Source organism: Bacillus niameyensis (assembly GCF_001375535.1).
Lineage (GTDB): Bacteria > Bacillota > Bacilli > Bacillales > Bacillaceae_C > Lederbergia > Lederbergia niameyensis.
The window spans coordinates 2,866,146-2,890,596 of sequence record NZ_LN831197.1; the positions used below are offsets into that span (position 1 = coordinate 2,866,146).

Genomic DNA, 24,451 nt, shown 5'->3' on the forward strand with positions numbered 1-24,451 from the left:
AGCATCTAAATGGGATCAGGAACAATAATAGCTTGTTCCTAAAACCATTTTGATTATTTAATGAAGCCTTTATAGTGTCGCTTCACCAGCTGGGCTTCCAATTGTTTCATTGTTTCTAGCGCAACTCCCACTACAATTAAAAGACTAGTACCGCCAATTTGAACGGACTGTGGCAATCCTGCAAATTTAATAAAGAAGACAGGTAATACGGAAACTAATGCGAGGAATATCGAGCCAACAAAAGTTAATCGATATAACACTCTCATTAAATAATCTTGAGTGTTTTTTCCTGGACGAATTCCCGGGATATAACCGCCTTGCTTTTTTAAATTCTCAGCTACTTGCTCAGGGTTAACCTGAACAAATGCATAGAAATACGTAAATGCAATGATAAGTGCCACGAAAATAGTCATACCAATTGGCTTTGTATGATCAAAAAAGTATTGAATGGTACTGGCTGTTTTGCCAGATGAGAAGAAGGAAGCAATCGTTTGTGGCGTCACCATAAATGCGCTGGCGAAAATGACCGGAATAACACCGGCAGCATTTACCTTCAGCGGCAAGTGAGTATTCTGGCCCCCAACCGGACTACGTCCGTCCACCCTTTTAGCATATTGAACTGGAATTTTGCGTAAAGCTTGTTGTACAAATACAACACCAACAATAATAGCAACAATTACAAGCGCAATGAGTAATAAAACAATGATTCGCAAGAATAATTGCTCTCCAGCATTCTCAAATTGTTGAGCATAAAGCTGATTAACTCCTGTAGGAATTGCAGCTACGATCCCAGCGAAAATGATGATGGATATTCCATTACCTACACCTTTAGATGTAATTTCTTCACCAAGCCACATTAAAAATGCCGTTCCGGCAGTTAGTACAACCGCAATCGTAACATAAGTACCGAAACTTGGGTTTTTGATGAGCTGTAAACCAGTCATTCTGTTAAAACCAAAGGACATTCCAAAGGCTTGGATTAAAGCAAGTACAATAGTAAAGTAACGTGTAAATTGAGCAAGCTTTCGACGACCTACTTCACCTTGCTTGGACCATTCAGTAAATTTTGGTACAACGTCCATCTGTAATAGTTGGACAATGATGGAGGCCGTAATATACGGCATAATTCCCATAGCAAATATGGAGAAGTTTTGAAGAGCCCCACCACCAAATATATTCATAAATCCAAACAAGCTTGCCTGATCCTGAAATTTCAAGACTTCTGGGTCGACTCCGGGAACAGGTATAAAAGCACCCAATCGAAAAACCACTAACATTAATAGGGTGAATAATATCTTTCTTCTAATATCACCGACACGCAATAGGTTGGAGATTGTCCGGAACATTAAATCACCTCGGTTTTACCGCCACAAGCTTCAATTGCCTCTTTGGCAGCAGAGGAAAATTTATTCGCCTTCACAGTGAGCTTTTTCTCGATGTTGCCTTTAGCAAGAATTTTAATACCTGACTTTGCATTGCGAACTACGCCTGTTTCGATCAAGAGTTCCGGAGTAACTTCCGTACCATCTTCAAAACGATTTAGCGCATCAAGATTCACAACTGCAAACTCTTTACGATGTATGTTAGTAAACCCACGTTTAGGTAAACGTTGGAACAAAGGAGTTTGGCCTCCCTCAAATCCAAGGCGTACTCCGCCACCTGAACGCGAATTTTGCCCTTTTTGGCCTCTTCCGGAAGTCTTACCATTCCCTGAGCCAATTCCACGGCCAACGCGGTTGCGTGTTTTACGGGAACCCTCAGCAGGTTTTAACTCATGAAGTTTCATAGTTGGCACCTCCTTAATCTTCGATTTGGATTACTGTTCTTTAACAGTAACTAGATGGGATACTTTATTGATCATTCCGCGAATGGACTCATTGTCGTCATGTTCAACAGTTTGATGCAATTTACGCAGTCCCAGTGCTTTGACAGTTTCACGTTGGCCTTCTGTACGGCCAATTAAGCTACGAGTGAGGGTAATTGCCAATTTATTTGCCATCATTGATCCCCTCCTTAACCTAACAGTTCTTCTACTGTTTTATTACGTAATTTCGCTACGTCCTCAGCACGCTTTAAATTTTTAATGCCTTCCATTGTAGCACGAACCATGTTAATTGGTGTGCTTGAACCTAGTGATTTGGATGTAATGTCAGCAATTCCTGCAAGTTCGAGGATCGCACGTACAGAACCGCCTGCAATAACTCCAGCACCTTCACTGGCAGGTTTCAACAAGATTTGTCCTCCGCCAAAACGCCCAATGATTTCATGTGGAATAGTTGTTCCAACAATTGGTACCTCAATCATATTTTTCTTAGCATCTTCAACTGCTTTACGAATTGCATCAGGTACTTCCTGAGCCTTTCCAGTTCCGAAACCAACATGACCGTTCTTATCTCCGACTACGACTAGCGCAGTAAAGCGAAAACGACGACCACCTTTTACAACTTTTGCTACACGATTAACGGTAACAACACGTTCTTCTAGTTCGAGTTTATTCGCATCGAATTGACGCATCTATTTTGTCCCTCCTTTATCGATTAAAATTCAAGTCCACTTTCACGTGCTGAATCTGCAAGTGCTTTGATACGTCCGTGATATAAATATCCGCCGCGGTCAAATACAACAGACTTATAGCCTTTTTCAATTGCACGCTTTGCAACTAATTCTCCAACTTTCTTAGCTGCTTCTACGTTGCCAGCAGATGAAATTCCTAGCTCTTTATCAATAGTTGATGCACTAACGATTGTTACACCCTTTTCGTCATCAATTAATTGAGCATAGATGTTTTTGTTGGAACGATACACATTTAAACGTGGACGAATTGTAGTTCCGCTTAATTTTGATCTAACACGAGCGTGTCTCTTTTTGCGCACTTTGTTTTTATCCTGTTTTGTGATCAACACGATTCACTCCTTTCGAGTAGCCTAAGCGGCATTATTTACCTGTTTTACCCTCTTTACGGCGAACCATTTCACCTTCATAACGAATTCCTTTGCCTTTATAAGGTTCAGGTGGACGAACCGCACGAATATTAGATGCTAACGCACCAACATTCTCTTTATTAAATCCTTTAACAATGATCTTTGTATTGCTAGGGACTTCAATTTCTGTGCCATCTTCAGGTTCGAACTCAACAGGGTGAGAGTAACCTACGTTCAATACAAGTTTATTACCTTGTTTTTGAGCACGGTATCCAACCCCAACTAGCTCTAGAGACTTTTCAAATCCTTTAGATACACCTTCAACCATATTTGCAATTAATGAACGAGTCGTTCCATGAAGAGAACGATGTTCTTTAGAATCAGATGGACGAGTAACAAGAATTACATTTTCTTCAATGTTAATGGCCATATCTGAATTGAATGTATTTGTTAATTCGCCTTTAGGGCCTTTTACAGTAACAGTGTGTCCGTCCATTGCTACTGTAACACCCGCAGGGATTTCAATTGGTTTTTTCCCAATACGAGACATAAATGTCGCACCTCCGTTCTTAGAAGAATATTACCAAACGTATGCTAGTACTTCTCCGCCAATTTGCTTGGCTCTTGCTTCTTTATCCGTTAATACGCCTTGAGAAGTAGAAACAATCGCAATACCAAGGCCATTAAGTACTTTTGGAACATCATTTGCATTTGCATATACACGTAGTCCAGGCTTACTAATACGCTTAAGCCCTGTGATGACCCGTTCGTTGTTAGATCCGTATTTCAAGAAAATACGAATAATACCTTGTTTGTTATCTTCGATATATTCAACATCACGAACGAAACCTTCACGCTTAAGGATTTCAGCAACTGCCTTTTTAATGTTTGAAGCAGGAACTTCTAATTTATCATGTCGTACCATATTCGCGTTACGGATACGAGTAAGCAAGTCTGCAATTGGATCAGTCATAACCATTTAAATTTACCTCCTTCCCAGATTCGGTCTTACCAGCTGGCTTTTTTCACGCCAGGAATTTGACCCTTGTATGCGAGTTCGCGGAAACAAATACGGCAAAGTTTAAATTTGCGAATAACGGAATGTGGACGACCACATCTTTCGCAACGAGTATACTCTTGCACTTTAAACTTTGGAGTACGTTTCTGCTTAACGATCATTGATTTCTTAGCCACGTTTTCGCCTCCCTTATTTAGCGATTACTTTTGGAACGGCATTCCAAATGCAGTCAATAATTCACGTGCTTCTTCATCTGTGTTTGCAGTCGTAACAATAACAATGTCCATGCCGCGAACTTTGTTCACTTTATCATAATCAATTTCAGGGAAGATAAGCTGTTCTTTAATACCAAGAGTATAGTTTCCTCGGCCATCAAACGCCTTTTTAGAAATTCCTCGGAAGTCACGTACACGTGGAAGTGATACGGATACTAATTTATCGAAGAATTCATACATACGTTCACCACGGAGAGTTACTTTTGCACCGATTGGCATACCTTCACGTAAGCGGAATCCAGCAATCGAATTTTTTGCTTTTGTAACAACTGGCTTTTGTCCAGTAATTAAGCTTAATTCTTCAACTGCATTATCAAGAACCTTTGCGTTTTGAACAGCGTCACCAACACCCATGTTGACAACGATTTTTTCAATTTTTGGTACTTCCATCACAGATTTATAGTTGAACTTACTCATAAGAGCAGGTGTAACTTCATTTTTAAATTTTTCCTGTAGGCGGTTCATTTCGTGTACCTCCCTTCATCTAAACAGTTTTTACTTTATCTAGGATTTCACCGGATTTTTTAGACACGCGCACACTTTTCATTTTTTCTGCGCCATCTTTTGTCTTAACAAGAACTTTTTTATAACCAATTCTAGTTGGTTCATTTGTTTTAGGATCAATAACCATTACATTAGAAGCGTGAATGGCAGCTTCTCTATTAATAATTCCACCTTGTGGATTATCTTGGGAAGGTTTGGAATGTTTTTTTACAATATTGACTCCCTCAACAAGTACACGGCCTTTTTTAGGGAAGGCAGCCAATACGGTACCAGTTTTTCCTTTATCTTTCCCTGTGATAACCATTACTTTATCACCTGTTTTTACATGCATTGAATCGCACCTCCTTGAGTGAGCAAATCACGAATAAATTATAGAACCTCTGGGGCCAGAGAGACGATTTTCATGAAATTTTTGTCACGAAGCTCGCGGGCAACAGGTCCGAAAATACGTGTACCACGAGGAGCTTTGTCATCACGAATAATGACACAAGCATTTTCGTCAAATTTAATGTAAGAACCATCTGGACGACGTGCGCCGCTTTTTGTGCGTACGATAACAGCTTTTACAACCTCGCCTTTTTTGACAACGCCACCTGGTGTTGCGTTTTTGACTGCACAGACAATTACATCACCGATATTAGCAGTTTTACGTCCTGAGCCACCCAATACTTTAATCGCTAGTACTTCACGGGCACCAGAGTTGTCAGCAACTTTCAATCTTGATTCTTGTTGGATCATCTAATTTACCTCCCTTCGGAAAACCTGTATCCGAATCTTATCGTTAAATGATTACTGCCTTTTCAACGACTTCTACTAAACGGAAGCGTTTAGTGGATGATAATGGTCGTGTTTCCATAATACGAACAACGTCACCGATTTTGGCTTCGTTAAGTTCGTCATGTGCTTTGAATTTTTTAGAGTATTTCACACGTTTGCCATACAATGAATGCTTCTTGTATGTCTCAACCATGACAGTAATGGTTTTATCCATTTTGTCAGAAACCACACGGCCTGTATAAACTTTACGCTGATTGCGTTCACTCATTTACGCTAACCTCCTTTTCCGATTATCCGTTATTAACTTCAAGTTCTCTTTCACGAATCACAGTTTTCATGCGAGCGATGGATTTGCGAACTTCGCGAAGGCGGGCTGTATTTTCAAGTTGCCCTGTAGCTAATTGGAAGCGAAGGTTAAATAATTCTTCCTTCAGCGATTTTACGTTTTGTTCAATTTCGGCAGTGGTTAGATCACGGATATCTTTAGCCTTCATTTCGTTCACCACCAATTTCTTCTCGTTTTACAAATTTACATTTAATTGGGAGTTTGTGTGCTGCAAGACGAAGAGCTTCTCGTGCAACTTCCTCAGATACTCCCGCAATTTCAAACATAATCTTACCAGGCTTCACTACAGCTACCCATCCTTCAGGAGCCCCTTTACCGGAACCCATCCGAACTTCTAGAGGTTTTGCAGTATAAGGCTTATGAGGGAAAATTTTGATCCAAACTTTACCGCCACGTTTCATGTAACGAGTCATAGCAATACGAGCAGCCTCGATTTGACGGCTTGTAATCCAAGATGCTTCTACAGCTTGTAAGCCGTAATCACCGAAAGATACTGTTGTACCGCCTTTTGCACGACCACGCATTTTACCACGATGTTCACGACGATATTTAACACGTTTAGGCATTAACATAATTATTTTCCTCCTTCCGCAGACTTTTTCTTTTCTGGAAGGATTTCTCCACGATAAATCCATACTTTAACACCGAGTTTTCCGTACGTTGTATCAGCTTCAGCGTGAGCATAATCTATATCAGCACGAAGTGTATGAAGTGGAACAGTTCCTTCGCTATAATGTTCTGAACGAGCAATATCAGCTCCGCCTAGACGACCAGATACCATCGTTCTAATACCTTGAGCTCCAGCTCTCATTGTGCGTTGGATTGCTTGTTTTTGTGCACGACGGAAAGATACACGGTTTTCCAATTGACGTGCAATATTTTCAGCAACAAGCTTCGCATCCATATCTGCTTTTTTAATTTCAATAATATTGATGTGAACTCGTTTATTAGTTAATTCGTTCAATGCTTTTCTTAATGCTTCAACTTCACTACCACCTTTACCGATAACCATGCCAGGCTTGGCAGTGTGGATCGTGATGTTAACGCGATTAGCAGCACGTTCGATTTCTACACGTGATACAGAAGCGTCGGACAAATGTTTTGTAATATATTCACGAACTTTAATATCCTCATGCAACAATGTTGCATAATCTTTTTCAGCGTACCATTTTGACTCCCAGTCACGAATAACACCGATACGCATACCGATTGGATTTACTTTTTGACCCACGTATTATCCCTCCTTCTTTTCAGATAGCACAATCGTAATATGACTTGTGCGTTTGTTGATTTGAGTCGCACGGCCTTGTGCACGTGGACGGAATCGCTTCATTGTTGGACCTTCGTCAACAAATGCTTGCGATACAAGTAAATTGTTGATATCCATATCATAATTATGTTCTGCGTTGGCAATAGCAGATTTCAACAATTTTTCCACGACTGGAGAGGCAGCTTTTGGTGTTAATTTAAGAATAGAGACTGCTTCTCCTACTTGCTTTCCTCGAATAAGATCAACGACAAGACGTACTTTACGAGGAGCAATTCGGACTGTTCTAGCAACAGCTTTTGCTTGCATCAGGATGCCCTCCTCTCATTAGCGTTTAGTTTTTTTATCGTCTCCGGCATGGCCTTTGTAAGTCCGTGACGGCGCGAATTCACCTAGTTTATGGCCTACCATGTCTTCGCTAATATAAACAGGTACATGTTTACGTCCATCGTAGACTGCAATGGTATTTCCAATAAAGCTTGGGAAAATTGTGGAACGGCGTGACCATGTCTTAATGACTTGTTTCTTTTCACTTTCGTTCATGTTTTCAACCTTTTTCAATAAATGTTCATCGGCAAAAGGCCCTTTTTTCAGGCTGCGACCCATGTTTGAACCTCCCTTCGTGATTGCGCTACGGCCCTAACGTTGAACCGTAGGTCAATCTCGTTATTTTTTACGACGACGTACAATGAATTTGTCCGTGTTATGGTTTTTCTTACGCGTTTTGTAACCAAGTGTCGGTTTACCCCATGGTGTAACTGGAGACTTACGTCCAATTGGAGTACGGCCTTCACCACCACCGTGTGGGTGATCATTCGGGTTCATAACAGATCCACGAACATGTGGACGTTTGCCCAACCAGCGTGAACGACCTGCTTTACCTATGTTAACTAATTCATGTTGTTCGTTTCCGACTTGACCAATTGAAGCACGGCATGTAGCAAGAATCATACGAACTTCACCAGAATTTAGACGAACTAATACGTATTTAGTTCCTTCTTTACCTAATACTTGTGCAGAAGTCCCTGCAGAACGTACCAATTGTCCACCTTTACCAGGTTTCAATTCGATGTTGTGTACTACAGTACCAACAGGAATATTAGCAAGTGGAAGAGCATTTCCGACTTTAATATCCGCTTCTGGTCCAGACATAATTTCCATACCAACTTTTAGGTTTTTAGGCGCCAAGATGTAGCGCTTCTCACCGTCATGATAATGGATTAAAGCAATGTTTGCGGAACGGTTTGGATCATATTCAATTGTAGCAACGCGTCCTGGTATACCATCTTTATTGCGTTTGAAGTCAATAATACGGTATTGACGCTTATGACCACCGCCGCGATGACGAACAGTAGTTCTACCTTGATTATTACGGCCGCCTTTTCTATTAAGTGGCTCTAGCAATGTTTTTTCCGGTTTATCCGTAGTGATTTCCGAGAAATCCAATGCAGTCATATTACGACGTCCGTTTGAGGTAGGTTTATATTTTTTGATCGCCATGTTTTTCCCTCCTCTATAGCTTATTTTTTACTTGCTTTACACTTCAAAGAATTCAATTTCATTACTATCTTGGGTTAGAGTGATAACAGCTTTTCGGCGCTTGTTTGTGTATCCACCAAAACGGCCCATGCGTTTGAATTTACCTTTGTAGTTCATGACATTTACTTTCGCTACTTTCACACCAAAGATAACTTCAATAGCATCTTTAATTTGTGTTTTATTCGCTCTGACATCAACTTCAAAAGTATATTTCTTTTCAGCCGTCTGTTCCATGGAACGTTCTGTGATAACGGGGCGCTTAATAACGTCACGTGCATCCATTAACCAAGCACCTCCTCTACTTTTTCAACTGCGGCTTTCGTTAAAACTAGTGTGTCATGACCAACAAGATCTAACACATTCAGATTAGAAGCCTCGATAACTGTTACTCCAGGGATGTTTCTACCAGATAATGCAATATTAGTATCTAGTACATCTGTAACAATTAGAGCTTTCTTTCCTACTGGAAGATTAGATAGTACATTAACAAATTCTTTTGTTTTTGGTGCTTCAAAAGAAAGTTTGTCTAATACTAGAATGTTTTCTTCAAGTACTTTCGTGGATAAAGCCGACAAAAGGGCTAGACGACGTACTTTCTTAGGAAGTTTATAGCTGTAGCTTCTTGGTACCGGTCCAAACACCGTACCACCGCCACGCCATTGTGGGGAACGAATAGAGCCTTGACGAGCACGACCAGTTCCTTTTTGACGCCATGGTTTACGACCACCACCGCGAACTTCCGAACGAGTTTTAACTTTTGAGGTTCCTTGTCTTAAAGAAGCTCTTTGCATAACTACTGCTTCAAATAATACATGCTTATTTGGTTCAATACCAAATACAGATTCATTAAGTTCGATATCACCAACTTGAGAACCTGCCTGATTATACAATGCTACTTTCGGCATTCTATTTCCTCCTTTCTTCTATTATCTTTATTTCACTTTAATTCCAGTTTTAATTTCAAGTAATGCTTTTTTCGGTCCAGGAACATTTCCTTTTACCAAAATAAGATTACGTTCTGCATCTACCTTAACGATAGACAAGTTTTGGACAGTGATTCTTTCTCCACCTGTACGTCCTGGTAATGCTTTTTGTTTAAATACGCGTGCAGGGTCAACTGCTCCCATTGATCCCGGTCTACGATGATAACGAGAACCGTGAGACATAGGTCCGCGAGATTGTCCGTGACGTTTGATAACACCCTGGAATCCTTTCCCTTTGGAAATACCAGATACATCTACCAAATCGCCTTCTCCAAAAATATCAACTTTGACTTCTTGACCAACTTCGTATTCACCAATGTTTACACCAGTGAATTCACGTATGAAGCGCTTAGGTGCAGCATTTGCTTTAGCTACATGGCCTTTTTCCGGCTTGTTTGCAAGCTTTTCACGCTTGTCTTCAAATCCCAATTGCACTGCTTCGTATCCGTCTGTTTCAATTGTCTTCTTTTGAAGAACGATATTAGGGGCAGCTTCAATGACAGTTACAGGGATCAATTCACCATTTTCAGCAAAAACCTGCGTCATACCAATTTTTCTACCCAAGATTCCTTTGGTCATAAGTCACACCTCCTGATTATATGTGTAATTATTTATTATAATTTGATTTCAATGTCAACACCAGATGGAAGATCCAATCTCATAAGTGAATCTACAGTTTGTGGTGTAGGATTGATAATGTCGATCAGACGTTTATGAGTACGCATTTCGAATTGTTCACGGGAATCCTTATATTTGTGCACCGCACGAAGGATTGTATAAACAGATTTCTCAGTTGGCAATGGAATCGGCCCTGAGACATTTGCACCAGAACGTTTTGCAGTTTCCACAATTTTTTCAGCTGATTGATCTAGAATTCTATGATCATAAGCCTTCAATCTGATTCGGATTTTTTGTTTTGCCATTATTTTCCCTCCTTTTCGCCTATTTTTAAAATAGACATACTCTGCAAAAATTTCCTGCTCACACTCGCCATGGCAATGCGGCCGGGTGTGTCAGCAACCTTCTGCATCATCGCAGTCAAAGACCAACGTTATTCATTATACAGAAATATAGTACTAGATGCAACAATATATTTGTGTTTCCATCATTTTTTCTGACTTTCAAAGTATACTAATTTTTTCTTTGGGAATCAAGTGATCTCAAGAAGCTTAACAGAAGAAAAATTATGGAAATATTAGTTTTGCTTTCGGAGAAAAAATAAAGAGCAAATGAATAATATTCATTTGCTCTTTTCATTGTTGTTATTACTTTTGAATAGTTGAAACAACACCAGATCCAACTGTACGTCCACCTTCACGAATTGAGAAGCGAGTACCTTCTTCAATCGCGATTGGAGAAATAAGTTCTACTGTCATTTCAATGTTATCACCAGGCATAACCATTTCTGTACCTTCTGGAAGATGAACGATTCCAGTTACATCAGTTGTACGGAAATAGAATTGTGGACGATAGTTAGTGAAGAATGGAGTATGACGTCCACCTTCTTCTTTAGATAGAACATAAACTTCAGCTTTAAAGTTTGTGTGTGGTGTAATTGTACCAGGCTTAGCAAGTACTTGACCACGTTGGATGTCTTCACGAGCAACCCCACGTAGCAATGCACCAATGTTGTCACCAGCTTCAGCATAATCAAGAAGCTTACGGAACATTTCAACACCAGTTACAGTTGTTTGAGCAGCTTCTTCAGCAAGTCCGATGATTTCTACAACATCACCAACTTTAACTTGTCCACGCTCAACACGTCCAGTAGCAACTGTTCCACGACCAGTGATAGAGAACACGTCCTCAACTGGCATCATGAATGGTTTGTCAGTGTCACGTTCTGGAGTTGGAATATATTCGTCAACTGCAGCCATTAACTCATCAATTTTAGCTTCCCACTCTTCTACGCCTTCAAGAGCTTTAAGAGCAGAACCTTTGATAACTGGAATATCGTCACCAGGGAAATCATATTCAGATAGTAGATCACGGATTTCCATTTCTACTAGTTCTAGTAATTCTTCATCATCAACCATGTCACATTTGTTCATGAAAACAACGATGTATGGAACACCTACGTTACGAGAAAGTAGGATATGCTCACGTGTTTGTGGCATTGGACCATCAGCAGCAGATACAACAAGGATAGCTCCGTCCATTTGCGCAGCACCAGTGATCATGTTTTTAACATAGTCAGCGTGTCCTGGGCAGTCAACGTGTGCATAGTGACGTGTGTCAGTTTCGTATTCTACGTGGGAAGTAGAGATTGTAATTCCACGCTCACGCTCTTCAGGAGCGTTGTCAATCATATCATAACCTTTAGCTTCTGCACCGCCACGCTTAGCCATAACAGTTGTAATAGCAGCAGTAAGAGTTGTTTTACCGTGGTCAACGTGACCAATTGTACCGATATTAGCATGTGCTTTAGAACGATCAAATTTAGCCTTACCCATTTGGGAATCCTCCTTTAAATATAAAAAAATATAAGTATGAGTATCGCTTTAAAACATAGTAGTTTTAAAGCGATACTTTGCATATCTACTAGTAGTTATACTTGATTCAGTTTATAAAATCAATCATTCGCCGCTATTTTTTTTGACAATTTCTTCAGCGATAGATTTAGGCACTTCTTCATAATGATCAAAGAACATAGTATAAACCCCACGTCCTTGAGTGTTGGAACGAAGTGACGTTGCGTATCCAAACATTTCAGCAAGCGGTACAAACGCTTTAACTACTTGCGCATTACCACGAGCTTCCATTCCTTCTACTCTACCACGACGAGATGTAATATCCCCCATAATATCGCCAAGATATTCTTCAGGAATAACTACTTCTACTCTCATAAGCGGTTCAAGTAGAACTGGATTACACTTTTTAGCTGCATTTTTCAATGCTAATGAAGCTGCAATTTTAAATGCCATTTCACTAGAGTCTACATCATGATAAGATCCGTCAAATAGTTTTGCTTTCACATCGATCAATGGATATCCAGCAATTATACCATTTTGCATTGAATCTTCGAGACCTGCTTGAACTGCTGGGATATATTCTCGTGGAACAACCCCACCAACAATAGCATTTTGAAATTCGAAACCTTTACCTTCTTCATTTGGAGAGAATTCGATCCAAACATGTCCGAACTGACCACGACCACCGGATTGGCGAACGAATTTACCTTCAACTTCTGCTGTTTCACGGAATGTTTCACGATATGAAACTTGCGGTGCACCAACATTAGCTTCAACTTTAAATTCACGCTTCATGCGGTCAACAAGAACGTCCAAGTGAAGTTCACCCATACCTGAGATAACAACTTGGCCTGTTTCCGGGTTTGTTTCAGCACGGAAAGTAGGATCTTCTTCTTGTAATTTCGCAAGCGCCATACCCATTTTATCTTGGTCAGCTTTTGATTTCGGTTCAACAGCAACAGAAATAACTGGCTCAGGGAATTCCATAGACTCAAGGATAACAAGTTCCTTTTCATCACATAGAGTATCTCCTGTGCTAGTATCTTTCAAACCTACAGCTGCAGCAATGTCACCACTATAAACTGTAGAAATTTCTTCTCTGTGGTTCGCATGCATTTGAAGGATACGACCTACACGTTCGCGTTTTCCCTTTGTAGAGTTTTGGACATACGAACCTGAGTTCAATGTACCAGAATATACACGGAAGAACGTTAGACGACCAACATAAGGGTCAGTCATTACTTTAAATGCAAGAGCAGAGAATGGCTCGCTGTCATCTGCATGACGAGCGATTTCTTCTTCTGTATCAGGGACAATTCCTTTAATTGACTCGATATCAGTTGGTGCCGGCAAATAAGCAACAACTGCATCTAGAACCTTTTGAACCCCTTTGTTTTTAAAGGCTGTTCCGCAAAGTACTGGGTAGAATTCTACTCTTAATGTAGCCTTACGAATTGCAGCTTTCAATTCTTCAACGGAGATTTCTTCACCTTCAAGGTATTTCTCCATCAAGTTTTCATCGAGGTCAGCAACTGCTTCAATCAAACTTGTACGAAGCTCTTCTGCTTGGTCTTGTAAGTCTTCAGGAATGCTTCCTTCTACAGGATCCTGTGGATCATCACTTTCATAGAACCACGCCTTCATCTCTACAAGGTCAACCATCCCTTTAAATGTATCTTCAGCCCCGATAGGAAGTTGAATTGGATGAGCATTCGCTTGTAGGCGTTCACGTAGTGTGCCAACAGAATATATAAAATCTGCTCCGATTTTATCCATTTTGTTAACAAAAACAATACGTGGAACTCCATATGTTGTTGCTTGGCGCCAAACTGTTTCAGTTTGTGGTTCAACACCTGATTGAGCATCAAGAACTGTTACAGCACCATCAAGAACACGCAGTGAACGTTCAACTTCAACTGTGAAGTCTACGTGTCCAGGAGTGTCAATGATGTTAACACGGTGGCCATCCCACTGTGCAGTTGTAGCAGCAGAAGTGATAGTGATACCACGCTCTTGTTCTTGCTCCATCCAGTCCATTTGTGAAGCACCCTCATGAGTTTCACCAATTTTATGGATACGCCCTGTATAGTAAAGAATACGCTCAGTTGTTGTTGTTTTACCGGCATCGATGTGTGCCATGATACCGATATTACGTGTTTTTTCTAAGGAGAAATCTCTAGGCATATTATAACTCTCCTTTCCGGAATGAGTAATCGAATATATTTATGGATTTGAATTCTACCAGCGGTAATGAGCAAATGCTTTGTTAGCTTCTGCCATTTTATGAGTGTCTTCACGCTTTTTAACAGATGCTCCAGTATTATTAGCTGCATCCATAATTTCATACGCTAAACGCTCTTCCATCGTTTTTTCACCGCGAAGACGCGAATAGTTTACTAACCAACGCAATCCAAGAGTGGAGCGACGTTCTGGACGTACTTCAACCGGTACTTGATAGTTAGCACCACCAACACGGCGCGCTCTAACTTCTAATACTGGCATAATATTTTTCAAGGCTTGATCAAATACTTCCATCGGATCTTTACCTGTACGTTCTTTAATAATATCAAATGCAGAATATAGAATAGTCTGCGCCTTACCTCTTTTACCATCAATCATGATCTTGTTAACTAGGCGTGTAACAAGCTTTGAATTGTAAATCGGATCTGGTAGAACATCTCTTTTAGCTACAGGTCCTTTACGTGGCATTTTGGTTCCTCCTTTCAATTTATAACTTTCATTTTATCGAACAATACTACTATTATTTTTTAGCTTTTGGACGCTTAGTACCGTATTTTGAACGGCTTTGAGCACGGTTTTCAACACCTGCTGTATCTAGTGCTCCACGAACAATATGGTAACGTACACCCGGTAAGTCTTTCACACGACCTCCACGAATCAAAACAACACTGTGTTCTTGAAGATTATGACCAATACCAGGAATATAAGCTGTTACCTCAATTCCGTTTGTCAAACGAACACGAGCATATTTACGCAATGCTGAGTTTGGCTTTTTCGGAGTCATTGTTCCAACACGAGTACATACACCGCGCTTTTGTGGTGATGAAACATTAGTGTTAGCCTTTTTGAAGCTGTTATAACCTTTGTTAAGTGCAGGAGAGTCAGAAGTTGTTACTTTTGATTGTCTGCGTTTACGTACTAATTGGTTAATTGTAGGCATGATTTTTCCTCCCTTCATTTTTTATAAGCCCACACATCCAGGTGGTTCTTTTTAAAGCAAAAAACAAGTTTTTGCAGGTGATAACTGCAAAAACACCTTTAATTAAGAATTGCAACAGTTGCTGCACCTACATCTATTCCACACGCTTTCCCCAAATTTTTCATTGAGTCCACATTAGTAATAGGCGTACCCATCTCCTGGGCTGCGTGAATAATGGTATTTGTAATTCTCGGATCTGCATCCAAAGCTACAAATACTTCTTGAACTTGACCCGCTTTTAGTGCTTTTACTGTTTGCTTTGTCCCTATAACGACATCTTTAGCCTGCGCCACTTTTTCATAAGACAATTTATTAATCCTCCAAAGTAACAGGTTAATGTAGGATCACCTTGAATATATTATCATCTGAGAATTTTGATGTCAACAATAAAAGATAAAAAATCAGCTTTTTTTATGTACAATATACGCTGGCGGCGAACGCCGGCGTATATTGTAACTATTTAGCAGATTGTAATTGTGTTTACTCTGCTGTTGTTACTACATCTTCTTCATCAATTACTGCAGTAGCTTTTCGGTAACGTTGCATCCCAGTACCAGCAGGTACTAATTTTCCAATAATGACGTTTTCTTTCAAACCTAACAACTCATCCGTTTTACCTTTAATAGCAGCATCTGTCAGAACACGGGTAGTTTCTTGGAAGGATGCAGCGGATAAGAAGGAATCCGTCTCAAGTGATGCTTTCGTAATTCCTAGTAACATTGGACGACCAAGGGCAGGCTGTTTACCTTCAAGCAGAGCATTACGGTTCGCCTCAGTAAACTGATGGATATCAAGAAGCGTTCCTGGCAAGACATCTGTTTCGCCAGCATCTGTCACTTTTACTTTTCTCAGCATTTGCCTTACCATAACTTCTACGTGTTTATCGCCAATTTCAACACCTTGCATCCGATAAACTTTTTGAACTTCTAGCAACAAGTATTCTTGTACAGAAGCAACATCACGAATACGAAGTAATTCCTTCGGATCGATCGAACCTTCTGTAAGTTCTTGTCCGCGTTCTATTCGGTCATTTACCGCAACTTTCAAGCGTGCTGTATATGGTGCATTATACGTACGACTCTCAACGTCTCCTTGCACGACTATCTCATGCTGGCGATCACGGCCTTCAGAAATAGAAGTAACTACCCCGCTAATTTCCGAAATGACAGCCTGACCTTTTGGATTACGGGCTTCAAATAACTCTTGAATACGCGGAAGACCTTGAGTAATATCGTCTCCTGCCACCCCACCAGTGTGGAATGTTCTCATCGTTAACTGAGTTCCTGGTTCTCCAATAGACTGGGCTGCGATAATCCCTACCGCTTCACCTACATCTACTACTGTGCCAGTTGCAAGATTTCGACCGTAACATTTCTTACATACACCGTGACGAGTATTACACGAAAATGCAGAGCGAATCCAAGCTTCTTCGATACCAAGATCCTCAATTTTCTTAGCCATATCTTCATTGATAAGCTCATTTTCATGAACGAGAACTTCGCCAGTTTCAGGGTGAGTGATTTTCTTCCTCGCAAACCGCCCGATTAGGCGCTCTTCAAGCGTTTCGATAACCTCTGTACCATCTTTCAAAGCTGAAACTAGTAAGCCTCTATCTGTTCCACAATCGTCTTCACGAATGATGACATCTTGAGCAACATCAACAAGTCTTCTCGTTAAGTAACCTGAGTCGGCCGTTTTCAAGGCTGTATCTGCTAGCCCTTTCCGCGCACCGTGTGTAGAAATAAAGTATTCTAATACGGTTAAACCTTCACGGAAACTGGATTTAATCGGTAATTCAATGATTCGGCCAGCCGGGTTGGCCATTAGTCCACGCATCCCAGCAAGCTGAGTAAAGTTAGATGCGTTACCACGGGCTCCAGAGTCACTCATCATATAAATTGGGTTAAGTCGCTCTAGAGTACCCATTAATTTATCTTGAATAGTATCTTTTGCAGCACTCCAAATGGAGATTACGCGATCATACCGTTCTTCCTCCGTTATTAACCCACGTTTAAACTGCTTCATGACGTTATCTACCTTATTTTGCGCTTCATGTAAGATATCTTCTTTTTCAGCCAAAACAACGATATCCGCAACTCCAACAGTAATACCAGCAATCGTTGAATATTTAAATCCTAAATTCTTCATACGATCGAGCATCTTGGAAGTTTCTGTAATGTGGAATCGTTTAAAGATTTCAGAGATTATATTACCAAGAATTTTCTTCTTGAATGGAGCAACGAGTGGTTGCTCTTTAATAAACTCTTTGACATTTGTCGTATAGTCAACAAAATATTTATCTGGTGTATTAGTCTCCAAATTTTCATTTGTTGGTTCGTTAATAAACGGAAACGATTCAGGGAGAATTTCGTTGAAAATTAACTTCCCTACTGTTGTAACCAAGAGCTTTTTCCTTTGCTCATCAGTAAAAGTTTCATTCTTTAACGAACTAACCTGAACGGCAATTCGAGTATGAAGGTGAACAAAGCCATTTTGATAAGCAATTAAAGCTTCATCAATATCTTTGAAAACCATTCCTTCACCATCGGTATCTTCTCGTTCCAGTGTTAAATAATAGTTTCCAAGTACCATGTCTTGGGATGGAGTAACGACCGGCTTACCATCTCTCGGGTTAAGAATATTCTGTGCGGCTAACATTAACAAGCGAGCTTCAGCTTGAGCCTCTGCAGATAAAGGTACGTGAACCGCCATTTGGTCACCATCAAAGTCAGCATTATAAGCCGTACAAACAAGCGGGTGAAGGCGAATGGCTCTTCCCTCTACTAGAGTAGGTTCAAATGCTTGGATTCCAAGACGGTGCAAAGTTGGCGCCCTGTTTAAGAGGACTGGATGTTCACGGATAACTTCTTCCAGTACATCCCAAACTTCAGGCTGTACACGTTCAATTTTCCTTTTTGCACTTTTAATATTATGAGCAAGATTCTTCTCTACGAGTTCCTTCATAACGAAAGGTTTAAAGAGCTCTAAAGCCATTTCCTTTGGAAGACCACATTGGTACATCTTTAAGTTAGGCCCAACAATAATTACAGAACGACCAGAATAGTCAACACGCTTACCAAGCAAGTTTTGACGGAACCGGCCTTGCTTTCCTTTCAACATATGGGAAAGGGATTTTAGCGGGCGATTTCCTGGACCCGTAACAGGTCTACCTCTTCTACCGTTATCGATTAATGCATCAACCGCTTCTTGTAACATCCGCTTCTCATTTTGAACAATGATACTAGGAGCTCCAAGATCCAATAATCTCTTAAGACGATTGTTCCGATTAATTACACGACGGTACAAGTCATTCAAGTCAGAAGTGGCAAAGCGTCCACCTTCAAGTTGTACCATTGGACGTAATTCAGGCGGGATAACAGGAAGGACATCCAGAATCATCCAATCAGGTTTATTGCCTGAATGACGGAATGCCTCAATCACTTCTAATCGTTTAATTGCGCGAGTACGACGTTGTCCTTGTGCAGTTTTTAATTCCTCTTTTAATTGTTCTGCTTCCTTTTCCAACTCAATATCCTGAAGCAGCTTTTTAATTGCCTCAGCCCCCATAGAGGCCTGGAATTTCGTTCCATACTTTTCACGATAGACACGATATTCCTTTTCAGATAGTAACTGTTTCTTCTCAAGTGGCGTATCTCCAACTTCAGTTACTACATAAGAGGCAAAATAAATAATTTCCTCAAGAGCGCGGGGGGACATATCTAAAATAAGTCCCATCCGGCTCGGAATTCCTTTAAAATACCAGATATGTGAAACTGGGGCAGCCAATTCTATATGACCCATACGTTCACGGCGAACTTTCATCCGCGTAACTTCAACACCACAGCGGTCACAGACTACGCCTTTATAACGAACTCTTTTATATTTACCACAATGACATTCCCAGTCTTTTGTTGGACCAAAGATTCGTTCACAAAACAAGCCGTCTTTTTCTGGTTTCAACGTACGATAGTTGATCGTCTCAGGCTTCTTGACTTCTCCGTATGACCATGAACGGATTTTATCCGGTGAAGCAAGGCCAATTTTCATATACTCAAAATTATTAACATCCAGCAAGGGGCCTACCTCCCTTTTCGTCTACGGGTTTTACCCTTAATATCCAAAACTTAAGGAATTATTCTTTCGAAGCAGCCGTTTCCTCAACTTTTGTTTCTGGAGCAATGTTAAGTGTGTCGGCTTGATGGGTATCTTCATCATCATCCAAGTCACGCATTTCGATTTCCTCTTCATCTCCTGACAAGATTTTTACATCCATGCCAAGACTTTGAAGCTCCTTAATCAAAACCTTAAATGATTCTGGAACACCTGGATCAGGAACATTATCACCTTTGACAATTGCTTCATATGTTTTTACCCTACCGACAATATCATCAGATTTCACAGTTAGGATTTCTTGAAGTGTATAAGCTGCACCATATGCTTCCAGTGCCCATACTTCCATTTCACCAAAACGCTGTCCACCAAACTGAGCTTTACCACCAAGTGGTTGTTGGGTTACGAGCGAATATGGACCAGTGGAACGAGCATGCAATTTATCATCAACCATATGCGCAAGTTTAATCATATACATGACACCAACAGAAACTCTGTTATCAAACGGCTGTCCTGTCCGGCCATCATAAAGTATTGTTTTTGCATCGCGAGCAAGACCTGCTTCTTCAATGGTTGACCATACATCTTCCTCGGTAGCACCATCAAAAACAGGGGAAGCCATATGCAAACCGAGTTGTCTAGCTGCCATTCCCAAATGGAGCTCGAGCACCTGACCGATATTCATACGTGATGGTACTCCTAATGGATTTAACATTATATCAATTGGTGTTCCATCTGGCATAAATGGCATATCCTCTTCCGGAAGGATTTTAGAGATAACTCCTTTATTTCCGTGACGTCCGGCCATTTTGTCCCCTTCGGAAATTTTACGTTTTTGCACGATATAGACACGTACTAGCTGATTTACACCTGGAGGTAACTCGTCTCCATCTTCACGCGTAAATACTTTAACATCTAGTACTATTCCACCGCCGCCATGTGGTACACGTAGCGAAGTGTCGCGAACTTCACGAGCTTTTTCTCCAAAAATAGCATGAAGCAAACGTTCTTCTGCAGTAAGTTCTGTCACACCTTTTGGCGTTACTTTACCAACTAACAGGTCTCCATCTTTTACTTCTGCACCGATTCGAATAATTCCCCGATCATCCAAATTACGTAGGGCATCTTCCCCGACATTTGGAATATCACGCGTCATTTCTTCAGGTCCAAGCTTAGTATCACGTGCCTCTGATTCATATTCCTCAATATGAATAGATGTATAAACGTCGTCTTTAACTAGTCTTTCGCTCATGATGATTGCATCTTCATAGTTATAACCTTCCCAGGTCATAAACCCAACAAGAACATTTCGACCTAAAGCTAATTCTCCGAGTTCCATAGAAGGACCGTCACCTAGAATTTCGCCTTTAGTTACCCTATCTCCAACACTTACAATTGGACGCTGGTTGTAACAAGTTCCTTGATTGGATCGAATAAATTTCTGCATCCGATATTTTCGCAAATCACCTTTTACTTCTTGGCCATCTACTTCAGCTATATTACGTACCCATACTTCACGGGCTTCAACATGTTCAACAATGCCATCATGCTTACAAATAACTGCAGCGCCTGAATCTTTTGCGGAGACATATTCCATCCCAGTCCCAACAAAAGGAGCCTCAGGATTCATAAGTGGCACTGCTTGTCGTTGCATGTTTGCCCCCATCAAAGCACGGTTGGAGTCATCATTTTCAAGGAACGGAATACAGGCTGTAGCAGCAGAAACGACTTGTTTAGGTGATACATCCATGTAATCAATACGTTCTTTTCTTACGACCGTGTTCTCACCACGGAAACGTGCGATAACTTCATCATTTACAAATCCGCCTTCTTCTGTAAGTGGAGCATTTGCCTGTGCGACAACATAGTTATCCTCTTCATCAGCTGTTAAATAATCAATCCGTGAAGTTACAAGCCCTGTTTCCGGATCAACTCGACGGTATGGTGTTTCAATAAATCCAAATCGATTCACCTTAGCGAAGGTTGATAACGAGTTAATCAAGCCAATGTTTGGTCCTTCTGGCGTTTCAATTGGGCACATGCGTCCATAGTGGGAATAGTGAACATCGCGAACTTCCATTCCTGCACGCTCACGTGTTAGTCCACCTGGTCCCAATGCAGACAGACGTCTTTTATGTGTTAACTCCGCAAGCGGGTTTGTCTGATCCATGAATTGTGACAACTGTGAACTACCAAAAAACTCTTTAATAGATGCAATTACAGGACGAATATTAATAAGCTGTTGAGGCGTAATTGTGTTAATATCCTGAATGGACATTCTTTCTTTCACGACACGTTCCATCCGAGATAACCCAATCCTAAACTGATTCTGGAGCAATTCCCCAACAGAACGGAGACGTCGATTACCTAAGTGGTCAATGTCATCCGTACCGCCAACATCATAAAGTAAGCCGAAGAAATAACTAATCGATGCGATAATATCCGCAGGAGTAATATGTTTTACTTCTTCTTCGACATACGCATTACCAATGACGTTTATCTCCTTATCTTCATCATCATTCGGTGCGAAAATTTTAATAGATTGAACTACGATATCTTCATCTATAACACCACTATGCTGATTAAACGTCTTAAATCCTGCACCGTTTTCTAACTGATGAAGTATTTTGTCCAAGGTACGACGATCAAGAACCGTTCCCTTTTCCGCAATAATTTCACCTGTATCTGGATCAGCAAGTGTTTCCGCAAGACGTTGACCGAACAAGCGATTTTTAATATGGAGTTTTTTATTTAATTTATAACGACCTACATTCGCAAGATCGTAGCGTTTTGGATCAAAGAATCTTGAGATAAGCAAATTTTTAGCATTCTCCACTGTTGGTGGTTCACCAGGACGGAGGCGCTCATAAATTTCGAGCAGTGCTTTTTCAATGCTTTCTGTATTATCCTTTTCAAGTGTATTTCGAAGGTATTCATTATCACCAATCAACTCGATGATTTCTTGATCAGAACCAAAACCGAGTGCACGAAGTAATACTGTTACTGGTAATTTTCTTGTGCGATCAATGCGCACATAAACTACATCTTTTGCATCTGTTTCATACTCTAGCCATGCTCCACGATTGGGAATAACAGTAGCGGTAAAGCCCTTTTTCCCATTCTTATCAATTTTCCCGTTATAGTACACACTTGGAGAACGTACAAGCTGCGAAACGATGACACGTTCAGCACCATTGATAATAAATGTCCCCATTTCAGTCATTAACGGAAAATCACCCATAAATACATCTTGGTCTTTCACTTCGCCTGTTTCTTTATTCACTAGACGAAGTTTGACACGTAGAGGAGCTGAATAAGTAGCATCTCGTTCTTTTGATTCTTCAACAGAATACTTAGGCTCACCGAGACTGTAATCAATAAATTCTAATGATAGATTACCGGCAAAATCCTCAATTGGTGAGATGTCTTGAAACATTTCCTTTAAGCCCTCATCAAGAAACCATTGGTAGGAAGAAGTTTGGATTTCAATAAGGTTCGGCAATTCTAATACTTCGCTAATACGAGCAAAACTTCTGCGATGGCGATGCCTCCCGTACTGAACAAGTTGACCTGTCAACTGATTCACCCCTCAAAATAATGCGTTTTAATCAAATACTTGCACGTGTTTCTAAAAACAACGACTATCATAAGACAAAAAAGAAAAAGGGTTTTTCTTTGAAAACCACATTTTTTTAAATAACGAACTATATTGTATAATCTTTTCCATTTTTACCAATCGCCATACAATTTAAATGATTTTTGGTAAATTATTAGAAAACATTATAATTGCATTATATAACTATACCACAACAGCTAGTTAGGGTCAATCTTTTATTGCTCGCAAAATATAATACCCTTTCTTATGTGCTACAACATCAACCTGAGCAAAAAGTTCTTCCAACTTCGCTTTAGCGGAAGGCGCTCCCTGTTTTTTTTGAATAACGACCCATAACTCCCCGCCATGTCCCAAATACCGAAAGCTATTTTCAAAAATTTGATGAACAACTTTCTTACCCGCTCGAATGGGAGGGTTAGTTAAAATTGCTGCAAAATGCGATTCTTTGACATTTTCAAAACGATCACTTTCGTAGATATCAACATTACTTATATGATTACTCTCAGCGTTGACTTTCGCAAGTTCAACTGCACGCTCGTTAATATCGATCATATGAATAAGACGGTCAGGGAACAGCTTTGCCAAGACAAGGCCAATCGGTCCATATCCACACCCCACATCAAGCAACGGGCCACTAATAGTCATAGCTTCAAATGTTTCAATTAAAAGACGAGAACCAAAGTCAACTTCTTTTTTTGAGAAGACACCTTGATCTGTTTTAAATCGCAATTGAATACCACGCAATTCCGTATTCCAGTGCTTTGGAGCACTAGCTACTTCAGGCTGGCGTGAAAAATAATGGTCTGTCAATTCCGTTGACCTCCTTCTAGCACCTAGCATATCTTACATTTTTAGAGAAAAGTTGAATAAAAATCGAGGAGCGAGCCTTTTTCTGTAAGAAGAAGTTGAAAGTTTACTAATCGCTGGACGCTAATACTAAGTCCAAAAAAGTAGCCAAAAAAGCCCGCCGTCTAGCTAGCGAGCTTTTTATTTAAACTTTTCTTACTTAACTTCAACAGCAGCTCCAACTTCTTCAAGTTTAGCTTTAATTTCTTCAGCTTCTTCTTTAGAAGCACCTTCTTTAACTGATTTTGGAGCATTGTCAACAAGTTCTTTCGCTTCTTTCAAGCCAAGGCCTGTGATTTCACGAACAACTTTGATAACTTTAATTTTTTGTCCGCCTGCATTAGCAAGAACAACATCAAATTCTGTTTGTTCTGCAGCAGCTTCGCCACCAGCAGCTCCGCCAACCATTGCTACAGGAGCAGCAGCAGTTACGCCAAATTCTTCTTCGATTGCTTTAACAAGATCGTTTAATTCAAGAACTGTCATTTCTTTGACAGCTTCAATGATTTGTTCTTTAGTCATTATGATTTCCTCCATCATATTTATTTATTGTTTTTT

Annotated in this window: 31 protein-coding genes; all 31 read right to left on the bottom strand. The window is 40.4% G+C overall.

Annotation, left to right across the window (positions count from 1 at the left end):
* Positions 1-53 precede the first annotated feature (53 nt).
* The gene (gene secY, locus BN1243_RS13515) at positions 54-1,346 is read right to left on the bottom strand and encodes a preprotein translocase subunit SecY (RefSeq protein WP_062107629.1); all 1,293 of its coding nucleotides are present in this window, start codon (positions 1,344-1,346) and stop codon (positions 54-56) included.
* Positions 1,346-1,786: a 50S ribosomal protein L15 gene (gene rplO / locus BN1243_RS13520; RefSeq protein ID WP_062107631.1), complete on the bottom strand. Its 441-nt coding sequence runs from the start codon at positions 1,784-1,786 to the stop codon at positions 1,346-1,348. Before rplO ends, secY begins: the two co-directional genes overlap by 1 nt.
* Positions 1,787-1,816: 30 nt before the next feature.
* Positions 1,817-1,999, bottom strand: coding sequence for a 50S ribosomal protein L30 (gene rpmD, locus BN1243_RS13525; RefSeq protein ID WP_062110626.1), 183 nt, complete (start codon positions 1,997-1,999; stop codon positions 1,817-1,819).
* A gap of 14 nt (positions 2,000-2,013) precedes the next feature.
* Positions 2,014-2,514, bottom strand: a complete 501-nt coding sequence (rpsE, locus tag BN1243_RS13530) for a 30S ribosomal protein S5 (RefSeq protein ID WP_062107633.1) — start codon at positions 2,512-2,514, stop codon at positions 2,014-2,016.
* A gap of 23 nt (positions 2,515-2,537) precedes the next feature.
* Positions 2,538-2,900, bottom strand: coding sequence for a 50S ribosomal protein L18 (gene rplR / locus BN1243_RS13535; protein WP_062107635.1), 363 nt, complete (start codon positions 2,898-2,900; stop codon positions 2,538-2,540).
* A gap of 34 nt (positions 2,901-2,934) precedes the next feature.
* Positions 2,935-3,471 (bottom strand): 50S ribosomal protein L6, encoded by a 537-nt coding sequence (gene rplF / locus BN1243_RS13540; RefSeq protein WP_062107637.1) that lies wholly within the window; start codon positions 3,469-3,471, stop codon positions 2,935-2,937.
* Between the two features lie 30 nt (positions 3,472-3,501).
* Positions 3,502-3,900: a 30S ribosomal protein S8 gene (gene rpsH, locus BN1243_RS13545; protein WP_062107640.1), complete on the bottom strand. Its 399-nt coding sequence runs from the start codon at positions 3,898-3,900 to the stop codon at positions 3,502-3,504.
* 29 nt (positions 3,901-3,929) lie between these two features.
* The gene (rpsN, locus tag BN1243_RS13550) at positions 3,930-4,115 is read right to left on the bottom strand and encodes a 30S ribosomal protein S14 (protein ID WP_057985563.1); all 186 of its coding nucleotides are present in this window, start codon (positions 4,113-4,115) and stop codon (positions 3,930-3,932) included.
* A 24-nt stretch (positions 4,116-4,139) separates the two neighbouring features.
* Entirely contained in the window at positions 4,140-4,679 is a 540-nt protein-coding gene (rplE, locus tag BN1243_RS13555) for a 50S ribosomal protein L5 (protein WP_062107642.1), read from the bottom strand.
* A gap of 19 nt (positions 4,680-4,698) precedes the next feature.
* Positions 4,699-5,049 carry a 50S ribosomal protein L24 gene (gene rplX, locus BN1243_RS13560; RefSeq protein ID WP_062107644.1) on the bottom strand — a complete coding sequence of 117 codons (351 nt, stop codon included), beginning with the start codon at positions 5,047-5,049 and terminating at the stop codon, positions 4,699-4,701.
* Positions 5,050-5,087: 38 nt separating this feature from the next.
* A complete protein-coding gene (gene rplN / locus BN1243_RS13565) occupies positions 5,088-5,456 on the bottom strand; it encodes a 50S ribosomal protein L14 (protein ID WP_062107646.1) in 369 nt (122 codons plus the stop codon).
* Between the two features lie 43 nt (positions 5,457-5,499).
* Positions 5,500-5,763 (bottom strand): 30S ribosomal protein S17, encoded by a 264-nt coding sequence (gene rpsQ / locus BN1243_RS13570; RefSeq protein WP_062107648.1) that lies wholly within the window; start codon positions 5,761-5,763, stop codon positions 5,500-5,502.
* A 22-nt stretch (positions 5,764-5,785) separates the two neighbouring features.
* Positions 5,786-5,989: a 50S ribosomal protein L29 gene (gene rpmC, locus BN1243_RS13575; protein ID WP_062107650.1), complete on the bottom strand. Its 204-nt coding sequence runs from the start codon at positions 5,987-5,989 to the stop codon at positions 5,786-5,788.
* Positions 5,979-6,413, bottom strand: coding sequence for a 50S ribosomal protein L16 (gene rplP, locus BN1243_RS13580; RefSeq protein ID WP_062107652.1), 435 nt, complete (start codon positions 6,411-6,413; stop codon positions 5,979-5,981). The genes rpmC and rplP overlap by 11 nt, the downstream gene beginning before the upstream one ends.
* Before the next feature lie 2 nt (positions 6,414-6,415).
* Complete coding sequence (rpsC, locus tag BN1243_RS13585; protein WP_062107655.1) at positions 6,416-7,072, bottom strand: 30S ribosomal protein S3; 657 nt, start codon at positions 7,070-7,072, stop codon at positions 6,416-6,418.
* Between the two features lie 3 nt (positions 7,073-7,075).
* Positions 7,076-7,417 carry a 50S ribosomal protein L22 gene (gene rplV, locus BN1243_RS13590; protein ID WP_062107657.1) on the bottom strand — a complete coding sequence of 114 codons (342 nt, stop codon included), beginning with the start codon at positions 7,415-7,417 and terminating at the stop codon, positions 7,076-7,078.
* Positions 7,418-7,435: 18 nt separating this feature from the next.
* A complete protein-coding gene (rpsS, locus tag BN1243_RS13595) occupies positions 7,436-7,714 on the bottom strand; it encodes a 30S ribosomal protein S19 (protein ID WP_062107659.1) in 279 nt (92 codons plus the stop codon).
* A 60-nt stretch (positions 7,715-7,774) separates the two neighbouring features.
* On the bottom strand, positions 7,775-8,608 hold the full coding sequence (gene rplB, locus BN1243_RS13600) for a 50S ribosomal protein L2 (RefSeq protein ID WP_062107661.1): 834 nt from the start codon (positions 8,606-8,608) through the stop codon (positions 7,775-7,777).
* Between the two features lie 36 nt (positions 8,609-8,644).
* Positions 8,645-8,929, bottom strand: coding sequence for a 50S ribosomal protein L23 (gene rplW / locus BN1243_RS13605; protein WP_062107664.1), 285 nt, complete (start codon positions 8,927-8,929; stop codon positions 8,645-8,647).
* Positions 8,929-9,552: a 50S ribosomal protein L4 gene (gene rplD, locus BN1243_RS13610; RefSeq protein WP_062107666.1), complete on the bottom strand. Its 624-nt coding sequence runs from the start codon at positions 9,550-9,552 to the stop codon at positions 8,929-8,931. The genes rplW and rplD overlap by 1 nt, the downstream gene beginning before the upstream one ends.
* Positions 9,553-9,579: 27 nt before the next feature.
* A complete protein-coding gene (rplC, locus tag BN1243_RS13615; RefSeq protein ID WP_062107668.1) occupies positions 9,580-10,209 on the bottom strand; it encodes a 50S ribosomal protein L3 in 630 nt (209 codons plus the stop codon).
* Between the two features lie 35 nt (positions 10,210-10,244).
* Positions 10,245-10,553, bottom strand: coding sequence for a 30S ribosomal protein S10 (rpsJ, locus tag BN1243_RS13620; RefSeq protein ID WP_044747018.1), 309 nt, complete (start codon positions 10,551-10,553; stop codon positions 10,245-10,247).
* A 342-nt stretch (positions 10,554-10,895) separates the two neighbouring features.
* Positions 10,896-12,083, bottom strand: coding sequence for an elongation factor Tu (gene tuf, locus BN1243_RS13625; protein WP_062107670.1), 1,188 nt, complete (start codon positions 12,081-12,083; stop codon positions 10,896-10,898).
* 123 nt (positions 12,084-12,206) lie between these two features.
* Positions 12,207-14,285, bottom strand: a complete 2,079-nt coding sequence (gene fusA / locus BN1243_RS13630) for an elongation factor G (protein WP_062107672.1) — start codon at positions 14,283-14,285, stop codon at positions 12,207-12,209.
* Positions 14,286-14,339: 54 nt separating this feature from the next.
* The gene (rpsG, locus tag BN1243_RS13635; RefSeq protein ID WP_062107674.1) at positions 14,340-14,810 is read right to left on the bottom strand and encodes a 30S ribosomal protein S7; all 471 of its coding nucleotides are present in this window, start codon (positions 14,808-14,810) and stop codon (positions 14,340-14,342) included.
* Positions 14,811-14,862: 52 nt separating this feature from the next.
* A complete protein-coding gene (rpsL, locus tag BN1243_RS13640; RefSeq protein ID WP_062107677.1) occupies positions 14,863-15,282 on the bottom strand; it encodes a 30S ribosomal protein S12 in 420 nt (139 codons plus the stop codon).
* 98 nt (positions 15,283-15,380) lie between these two features.
* Positions 15,381-15,629, bottom strand: a complete 249-nt coding sequence (locus BN1243_RS13645) for a 50S ribosomal protein L7ae-like protein (RefSeq protein WP_062107679.1) — start codon at positions 15,627-15,629, stop codon at positions 15,381-15,383.
* A 172-nt stretch (positions 15,630-15,801) separates the two neighbouring features.
* Positions 15,802-19,395 (bottom strand): DNA-directed RNA polymerase subunit beta', encoded by a 3,594-nt coding sequence (rpoC, locus tag BN1243_RS13650; protein WP_062107680.1) that lies wholly within the window; start codon positions 19,393-19,395, stop codon positions 15,802-15,804.
* A gap of 58 nt (positions 19,396-19,453) precedes the next feature.
* A complete protein-coding gene (gene rpoB / locus BN1243_RS13655) occupies positions 19,454-23,008 on the bottom strand; it encodes a DNA-directed RNA polymerase subunit beta (RefSeq protein WP_062107682.1) in 3,555 nt (1,184 codons plus the stop codon).
* 246 nt (positions 23,009-23,254) lie between these two features.
* Positions 23,255-23,857, bottom strand: a complete 603-nt coding sequence (locus tag BN1243_RS13660; protein WP_062107684.1) for a class I SAM-dependent methyltransferase — start codon at positions 23,855-23,857, stop codon at positions 23,255-23,257.
* 192 nt (positions 23,858-24,049) lie between these two features.
* Positions 24,050-24,415, bottom strand: a complete 366-nt coding sequence (gene rplL, locus BN1243_RS13665; RefSeq protein WP_062107686.1) for a 50S ribosomal protein L7/L12 — start codon at positions 24,413-24,415, stop codon at positions 24,050-24,052.
* Positions 24,416-24,451: the final 36 nt, after the last annotated feature.